Raw genomic sequence first — 5165 nt, forward strand, 5'->3', positions numbered from 1 at the left:
AAAAAATGATAAACTTATATTTAACAAATTATAAAAAGAATCATAATGAAAACAATAGCAATAGGTGTTGGTGAAAATAAAAATATTTTGGAAGCCTGCAATATTTTTAAAAATCAACGCCCAGATACAAATATTAGATTAATCTATGACGATGAGGAACTAGTTAAGGCCGTTTTGGATGAAGAAACTGACGGAGTAGTTAGGGGTTCACTTTCAGCTATAAACATCATGCACGATTTAAAGGAAGAATACCCTAACCTTACAAGAGCAACATACGTTAATAGTCCTAACTACGAATTCCTGTTAACTCCTGTTGGCATTGACGAAGGAAATACTCTTGAAGATAGATTTGAAATGGCTATTAAATGTGGTGAATTTCTAGAAAAACTCAATAAAACTCCTAAAATTGCTGTCCTTGCAAAAGGAAGAAAAGGAGACTATGGAAGAAGTGAAGAAATCTCTACTTCCATTGAGGAAAGTGAAAAATTAACAGAACAAATCCAAAATGAAACTGAATATGATGTAAACAACTACTACATATTAGTTGAGAAAGCCATTAAAGACAAATGTAATGTTATTATCGCTCCTGACGGAATTATCGGGAACATTATATTCAGAACATTAGTCCTGCTTGACTCATGGCCTAGTTACGGTGCAGTTACATTTGGAATTGATAGAATCTACATTGACACCAGTAGAGATCAGACTGTTGATGGTTACACTCGTAGTTTAATTTTAGCACATGATTTAGTCCATGGAAATAAATAATTCTTCATTAAGTGGTGAAAATGGCAGAGAATATACTTTATAGAATATATGAATGGTACATATCCCGTGATTTAGTTCCAGAGAAAATGCCAAAACATGTAGCTATAATTATGGATGGGAATAGAAGATATTCCAGACTCCAAGGTAACACCGATGTGCTTAAAGGGCATGAAATGGGAGTTGACACCCTTGAAAATGTTCTTGACTGGAGTGTTGAACTTGGAATTGAAATCATAACTGTCTATGCTTTTTCTACAGAAAACTTCAACAGACCAAAACACGAAGTTGACGGATTGATGAAATTATTCGTCGTTAACTTCAAAAGACTAGTAAACCACGAAAAAATACACAAAAACGAAGTGAAAGTACGGGTAGTTGGCAGAACAGAATTGCTTCCGGATGAAGTTAGGGAAGCCATTAGAGAAGCTGAAGAGGCAACAGCCCATTACAATAAAAGATTTTTCAACCTTGCTATTGGATATGACGGGCGTTTGGAAATCATAGATTCATTTAAAAAGATTATTGAAGATGTACAAGCCGGAAAAATCACAATCGATGACGTCAATGAAGACCTCGTAAGCGAAAACCTTTATACCGCCGGACTTGACGATCCTAACCTAATCATCAGAACAAGCGGAGAAGAACGCTTAAGCGGATTTTTACTCTGGCAATCCTCTTATTCAGAGCTCTATTTCTGTGAAACCCTATGGCCTGAACTAAGAAAAGTTGATTTCATAAGAGCAATAAGATCCTATCAGGCTAGAGAGAGAAGATTCGGAGTTTAAACAATGATCGACACCCATTGCCATATTGACTTTGAAGTCTTTGATGATGACCGTGAAGAGGTAATCAAAAGGGCAAAAGACAAACTGGATTTTATAGTTGCATCCGGATTCAGTCAGGAAAGCAACCAAAATGTTTTGGAAATTTCAAAAGAATATGAAGGATTCATTTATCCGACTTTTGGATTTCACCCAGTCAGTTCACAAAATTCAACCGATGAGGAGCTGAAGGAAGCTCAAAATCATTTGATTAATAATTTGTCCGACATCGTAGCTATTGGCGAAGTTGGAATGGATTACTATTATGTGACTGACAAGGCATTGCGCGAAAGACAGCAGGAAATATTCACCAGCTTTTTAGAGCTTGCCAATGAATACAAGGTTCCTATAGTTATGCACGTAAGAGACTGTGAGAAAAAAACCGTAAACATCATCGAACCATATGATGACATTCCTTATTTTGTTTTCCATTGCTATGGAGGAAGCCTTAAAACTGCAAAAAGAATAATGAACAGGGACAACTGTTTCATGAGCTTTTCCACCATGCTATGCTATTCCAAACATCACCAGGATTTAATGGAAAAAATCGACCTGGACTATGTTTTGACCGAAACCGACAGCCCATATTTGGCCATGACAAAAGAAGAGAGAAACGAACCTGTCAATGTTGTAAATGCAGTTAAAAAAATAGCTGAAATCAAGGATATGGATTTGAGCACCGTTGATGAGATTACCACCAACAATGCAAGAAAAATTTTCAAAATCTAGTAATGCAGAGTGAAATTCAAGTTGATTAACACATCCTTATTTTCCTTTACTGCTTCAATTTCCAATTCAAAATCTGTCAGGTCCTGTTTTACAAGATTTATTAAATGGTAGTCAAGAAGGGAATCATTTAAAAATACAGTAAATTGATTCTGACTAATTTTTATATCCCTTCTGCAGAATAGCTTAAATGCATAGAAATACATTTCCAATCTAAAGACCAAATCCTCCTTATCCCCATTGCCGTTGATGAAAAATTCCTTCAAATCTTCCTGCAGGATTTTGCCTTCATCACCGACATCTGCCTTGAAGGTTTCCATTTCAGCCAAATCATCCATTAATTGTTGTTTTTCTTCATCACTATACATCTAATCACTCAACAGAAATTTCATTTTTAAAATATTATAATTGTTAGGCATGAAGCTTGCTTTAAATCTATCAAAAGCATCATCCAATTTCCTTAACAATTCAAATTCCAGATTATCCGGAATAATATAAAGGATGAATGAATCTTCAATTATTTCAACACCCAAATCTTCATGAAGGGGAATTTTCAGCTCGCTGATGAACACATATTTGTAGACAATCAGCTCGTAATCATTTACTTCCTTATTATTTTCAATGATATCCGCCAAATCCCCCTGCAATTTGGAAGCTATTACATCAAATGTTTCTTCACTCATACGGTCAACTCATTCAATCGGAAGCAAATCCCTTTCGCTAAATACTTCTTTTGCTGCAACTACACCATTAATGGCTTTAGGAAAACCTGCATATGCACTCATCTGCATGATAATCTCCACAACCTCTTTAGGTGAATTTCCAACATTAAGTGCGGCGTTGATGTGGTCTTTGAGCTGTGGAACTGTTCCCAAAACGGTTAATGCTGCAACAGTACACAATTCACGTGTTTTCAAATCCACTTCACTGCGGGTGTAGATTTCAGCATATGGAAATTCAACAACATACCTTGACATGTCAGGAGCAATATCCTCAAGGCCTTCAAATATCTCTTCGATAGGCCTTTCCTGAATTGATTCCAGAACTTCTTTTCCTTTTTCATACCTTGTCATGACTTATTATATGTTCCTAAACCCATTTAACATTAGCTGTTGTGTAGACATAATGGGGAGAAAATACAGGATTATATAGTTTATTTGTTGCCTTTGTCGTGTTGAAGCTGATGGCTATTGATTTTCGAAGATTATAGTTTATCCTATCCCCTATTGAAACCAATTCCTTTTTTGTGAACTTATCCTGTGTTTTGGCATATACCCTGAACTGGATCTTTTTCTTGTTATAGCCATTATCCCATCCGTCCTCAACATAGGAAACGTTTACTATTTCAACCGAATAGGGATGCAATAGGCCTGCTTTGGAATTGGAGTAATCTTTATAAATATCCTCTGGATAAATAGCTAGAGATGATGCTGCAGCACCCTCAACAGCGCCATTTCGAGCTGCACCCATTGCAATATTCAATTCATGTTCCCCTGCAATGAAGACAACCGAAATCATCAAAATGATTATTAAGGAACCTAAAAGAATAAGCAGTTCCGCACTCATCTGACCTTTATTGCCAATCATGCTATCACAATCTTGCCATCTGATGTTTTTGAAATATTATATCCCCTTCCGCTTACCAGTCTATACTTCGAATCGATGTTTACAAGCGGAAACATTGTTTCGCCCTTTTTTCCAGAATATTCAATTGTTGCCCTGTCTTTACTGACAGTAATCTCATAATAGCCAATATCCGACGGCAACTGGACATATTTGGAATATCCTTCTCCATTTGAATTAACCTGACTTATGGCATTGGCCACATTGTCCAGAATGAGCCTATGAGTTGCGCTATCTTCAATATTCAAACTTGACTGTAATGTTGATGATGCATAAAACAACATGCCTAAAGCAATAATTAGAATAATGAATAATGAAAATAGATATTCTATTGAAATAAAACCTTTATCGTCCATATTTTTTAATTATTTTGGATATTAATAAACTTTGCTCATTTTAAAAGTCAATATTGATGCACAATAATTAAATAATACTTGAAATAAAAGATTATCCATGAAAGGTAAAGTAATTTTTGTTGGTGCAGGACCTGGAGATCCTGATTTAATCACTGTAAAAGGAAGAAATGTTATTGAAAAGGCAGACGTTATAATCTATGCCGGCTCACTTGTTAATAAAGATGTTTTATGTCCTGCAAAGGAAGGCTGTGAAATCCACAACAGCGCTTATTTGAACTTGGATGAAACCGATGCCATCATTACAGAAGCCGTTAATGAAGGAAAATTAGTAGCTCGCGTACATACCGGAGACCCTTCAATTTACGGAGCTATTGCCGAGCAGATCCGTGAACTTAAAAAGCATGACATTGAATACGAAATTATTCCTGGCGTCAGCTCACTATTCGGAACAGCCAGCGTTTTGGAAGCCGAACTGACACTTCCTGAGATTTCACAAAGCGTCATCATCACCCGTCCTGAAGGAAGAACACCTAAACCTGCTGGAGAAAGCATAGCCAGCTTTTCAAAGCATCATGCAACCATGTGCATCTTTCTTGGAATAGGCATGATTGACAAGGTAGTTGATGAACTGCTTGTAGGTTATGAGGAAACCACTCCAGTTGCAGTTGTCAAAAAGGCAACCTGGCCAGACCAACAAATAATTAGAGGAACCCTCGCGGATATTGCACAAAAAGTAAAAGATGCCAATATTACAAAGACTGCAATGATTGTGGTGGGAGATGTATTAGAACCTGGTGATTTTAATGCATCCAAGCTATATGACAAAAACTTTAAACATGAATATCGTTAAAAAATGGAATATCACATTCCG

Annotated in this window: 9 protein-coding genes; 4 read left to right on the top strand and 5 right to left on the bottom strand. The window is 36.4% G+C overall.

Features of this window, described 5'->3' with window-relative positions; translation table 11 throughout:
• Positions 1-45: 45 nt before the first annotated feature.
• From mtxX to ACKI3D_RS05815, 3 genes are read left to right on the top strand one after another with little or no spacing between them, the layout of a single operon-like run.
• Complete coding sequence (mtxX, locus tag ACKI3D_RS05805) at positions 46-768, top strand: methanogenesis marker protein Mmp4/MtxX (protein ID WP_407392845.1); 723 nt, start codon at positions 46-48, stop codon at positions 766-768.
• 20 nt (positions 769-788) lie between these two features.
• Positions 789-1553: a polyprenyl diphosphate synthase gene (gene uppS / locus ACKI3D_RS05810; protein WP_407392847.1), complete on the top strand. Its 765-nt coding sequence runs from the start codon at positions 789-791 to the stop codon at positions 1551-1553.
• A gap of 3 nt (positions 1554-1556) precedes the next feature.
• Positions 1557-2318 carry a TatD family hydrolase gene (locus ACKI3D_RS05815; RefSeq protein ID WP_407392848.1) on the top strand — a complete coding sequence of 254 codons (762 nt, stop codon included), beginning with the start codon at positions 1557-1559 and terminating at the stop codon, positions 2316-2318.
• Here the strand turns inward: ACKI3D_RS05815 and ACKI3D_RS05820 are convergent.
• The 5 genes from ACKI3D_RS05820 to ACKI3D_RS05840 are packed head-to-tail and all read right to left on the bottom strand — an operon-like array spanning position 2315 to position 4294.
• Positions 2315-2683 carry a hypothetical protein gene (locus tag ACKI3D_RS05820; protein ID WP_407392850.1) on the bottom strand — a complete coding sequence of 123 codons (369 nt, stop codon included), beginning with the start codon at positions 2681-2683 and terminating at the stop codon, positions 2315-2317. The two genes, ACKI3D_RS05815 and ACKI3D_RS05820, sit on opposite strands and share 4 nt — an antisense overlap.
• Positions 2684-2998 (bottom strand): hypothetical protein, encoded by a 315-nt coding sequence (locus ACKI3D_RS05825; RefSeq protein WP_407392852.1) that lies wholly within the window; start codon positions 2996-2998, stop codon positions 2684-2686. It abuts the gene before it with no gap.
• A 9-nt stretch (positions 2999-3007) separates the two neighbouring features.
• Positions 3008-3388: a carboxymuconolactone decarboxylase family protein gene (locus tag ACKI3D_RS05830; protein ID WP_407392854.1), complete on the bottom strand. Its 381-nt coding sequence runs from the start codon at positions 3386-3388 to the stop codon at positions 3008-3010.
• Between the two features lie 16 nt (positions 3389-3404).
• Positions 3405-3902, bottom strand: coding sequence for a hypothetical protein (locus ACKI3D_RS05835; protein WP_407392856.1), 498 nt, complete (start codon positions 3900-3902; stop codon positions 3405-3407).
• Positions 3899-4294, bottom strand: a complete 396-nt coding sequence (locus ACKI3D_RS05840; RefSeq protein ID WP_407392857.1) for a hypothetical protein — start codon at positions 4292-4294, stop codon at positions 3899-3901. The genes ACKI3D_RS05835 and ACKI3D_RS05840 overlap by 4 nt, the downstream gene beginning before the upstream one ends.
• Positions 4295-4391: 97 nt before the next feature.
• Here ACKI3D_RS05840 and cobM point away from each other — a divergent pair, with 97 nt between their 5' ends.
• Positions 4392-5144, top strand: coding sequence for a precorrin-4 C(11)-methyltransferase (cobM, locus tag ACKI3D_RS05845; protein ID WP_407392858.1), 753 nt, complete (start codon positions 4392-4394; stop codon positions 5142-5144).
• Positions 5145-5165: the final 21 nt, after the last annotated feature.

The organism is Methanobrevibacter sp. (assembly GCF_045586545.1).
Classification (GTDB): Archaea; Methanobacteriota; Methanobacteria; order Methanobacteriales; family Methanobacteriaceae; genus Methanocatella.

Coding starts and splice junctions, on each gene's coding strand:
- mtxX (WP_407392845.1), top strand. CDS start 46: ATGAAAACAATAGCAATAGGTGTTGGTGAAAATAAAAATATTTTGGAA.
- uppS (WP_407392847.1), top strand. CDS start 789: ATGGCAGAGAATATACTTTATAGAATATATGAATGGTACATATCCCGT.
- ACKI3D_RS05815 (WP_407392848.1), top strand. CDS start 1,557: ATGATCGACACCCATTGCCATATTGACTTTGAAGTCTTTGATGATGAC.
- ACKI3D_RS05820 (WP_407392850.1), bottom strand. CDS start 2,683: ATGTATAGTGATGAAGAAAAACAACAATTAATGGATGATTTGGCTGAA.
- ACKI3D_RS05825 (WP_407392852.1), bottom strand. CDS start 2,998: ATGAGTGAAGAAACATTTGATGTAATAGCTTCCAAATTGCAGGGGGAT.
- ACKI3D_RS05830 (WP_407392854.1), bottom strand. CDS start 3,388: ATGACAAGGTATGAAAAAGGAAAAGAAGTTCTGGAATCAATTCAGGAA.
- ACKI3D_RS05835 (WP_407392856.1), bottom strand. CDS start 3,902: ATGATTGGCAATAAAGGTCAGATGAGTGCGGAACTGCTTATTCTTTTA.
- ACKI3D_RS05840 (WP_407392857.1), bottom strand. CDS start 4,294: ATGGACGATAAAGGTTTTATTTCAATAGAATATCTATTTTCATTATTC.
- cobM (WP_407392858.1), top strand. CDS start 4,392: ATGAAAGGTAAAGTAATTTTTGTTGGTGCAGGACCTGGAGATCCTGAT.